2 protein-coding genes are annotated in these 1976 nt (G+C 33.1%); one reads left to right on the top strand and one right to left on the bottom strand.

What is annotated here, in order from left to right:
* Positions 1-56 precede the first annotated feature (56 nt).
* Complete coding sequence (locus RTP52_RS12970) at positions 57-449, bottom strand: metal-dependent hydrolase (RefSeq protein ID WP_312101928.1); 393 nt, start codon at positions 447-449, stop codon at positions 57-59.
* A gap of 263 nt (positions 450-712) precedes the next feature.
* On the opposite strand from RTP52_RS12970, the gene RTP52_RS12965 reads away from it, so the two are divergent.
* Positions 713-1976, top strand: a 1264-nt coding sequence (locus tag RTP52_RS12965) for a CapA family protein (RefSeq protein ID WP_312371835.1), incomplete at its 3' end; no start/stop codon positions are given.

Raw genomic sequence — 1976 nt, 5'->3', positions numbered from 1 at the left:
CGCTTTATAGAAGCAACCTCTTCAAAATCAGCTTGCTGATTTAAGTGGTGGAGCATTCACTTTGGAATTCGAAAGAAACTGTAGCGCTTTTTCGAAGGATAGAACAAGCAGATACCATTTGAGTGTATTGGTACCATGTCTAGAAACAGATGGCTACTAATGCCAAGAAAAAGTCCTAGAGCAATACTTAAATTAAATTGAAGAACGATAATGCTGGTTAAAAATAAAAATAGAAAGCTATGAGTAAGAGTTCTGTGTTTGATTGGTAGATGAAAAATTGACCCAAGAAAGCTCTTCTTATGGTCGATATCTGGCAATAAGGAACCTAATACAGACCCAGTGATATAATCAAATGATCTAATGGGTAAATCCAAGTGATAAGTTTTATTACAATAAAGTAGTATGCCTGAGATGGCCAGACCACCAATAATATGTGTTTTTCCTTTCATAAAAATTCCTCATGTCTAACAATTCTAGTGAAACTCCCATGCAATGATAAGTAAAATCGAATAGCTAAAAATAAAAGGCTTCACTCGTACTGAGTAAAACGTAGTTGTATCCCAACAAGTGCTATTGTAGACATAATTTATCTATAGAAGTAACTGTGTGAATATGGTATAGAAAAACAACCTAAATTTCTAGTGGAATATTATGGGACAAGTGAGCATATATTAGAAATGATTTTTAATTTTATTATGGAGATTAATTTAGCGTGAATATTAAGTTTAGTATAAATATGAAATTTACTATGAATATGAAATATATCCTACGAAAAATTGGGGCTTTCCTTCTTGCTGTCATAGTTACATTCGTATGGTGTACAAACCTTAAAAGTCAGATCGTATTTGCAAAAAATCAAGAGACTTTAATAAGAAAAGCATACCAGCCTTTAAGTAAGGTAGGCCAGAACCGCTACATATTAGATGAGGATGGTATTTATCGAAAAAAGATAAGCGATGACGAGCTAATAGTACCAAATGGTAAGGATGAACCAATAGATATGGCAAAAAACGCAACTGTAATGATAACTGGAGATATTATGTGCTTACGTGCTCAACAGTATGGGGCAAAGAGTAAAAATACATTTGTTTTTAATAATAGTTTTTCCTATGTGAGACAAATATTTTCAAACAGTGATTTGGTCATTGGAAATCTTGAAACATTGACATCACATTCAAATTACTATACGTTTGAACAAAAAATAAGGAAGGGTTCTCCTAATTGTAATGCTCCTGCGACGTTTTTAGATGCTCTACGATATTCAGGTTTTGATGCTGTCGTTACTGCAAATAATCATTGTCTTGATGGTGGAATGACTGGAATTAGAGAAACAATAGAAAAATTACAGGAATATCATATCGCACAAGTAGGAACTTACTTAGAAAATGATATACCTAGGTTTCTTCTCTATGAAGTGAATGGAATTAAAATTGGAGTTTTAAGTTATACAGAATATATTAATTTCCGTGAAAGTTTATCTGCTAATGATTTAAATAGTTTTGTTAACTGTTATAGTAAAACGTCAGTGGAACGTGATGTTAAGGAGGCAAAAAAGGCTGGGGCAGAATTTATCATAGCGTATAATCATTGGGGAATAGAAAATACTACAGAAATTACGAAGCTTCAAAAACAACATGCACTCGATATGGCTGAGGCTGGGGTGGATGTTATTATTGGATCACATCCTCATTGTTTGCAAGAAGCGCTGTACATAAAGACAAGTGATAATAGACAAGTACTATGTATGTATTCTATGGGGAATTTTGTATCAAGTATGGTGACCGAAGCGAATAATGATACGATAATATTACGACTTCTGGTTATTAAGGAAGACGGAAAAGTGAGATTAAAGCAATCTGGATATTATCCACTAAAGGTGTTTCCTACTTATGAAAATAAACATTATATAGTTGTTCCGACACAAAAAGAGTTTCACAAAGGAAATACTACAATAGCACTAGAAAAAGCAAGTAGAC

This window comes from Lachnoclostridium sp. (assembly GCF_031997925.1).
Lineage (GTDB): Bacteria > Bacillota > Clostridia > Lachnospirales > Lachnospiraceae > Lachnoclostridium.
Note: the sequence above shows the minus strand (reverse complement) of the source record. Positions and strands in the feature narration are given on the sequence as shown.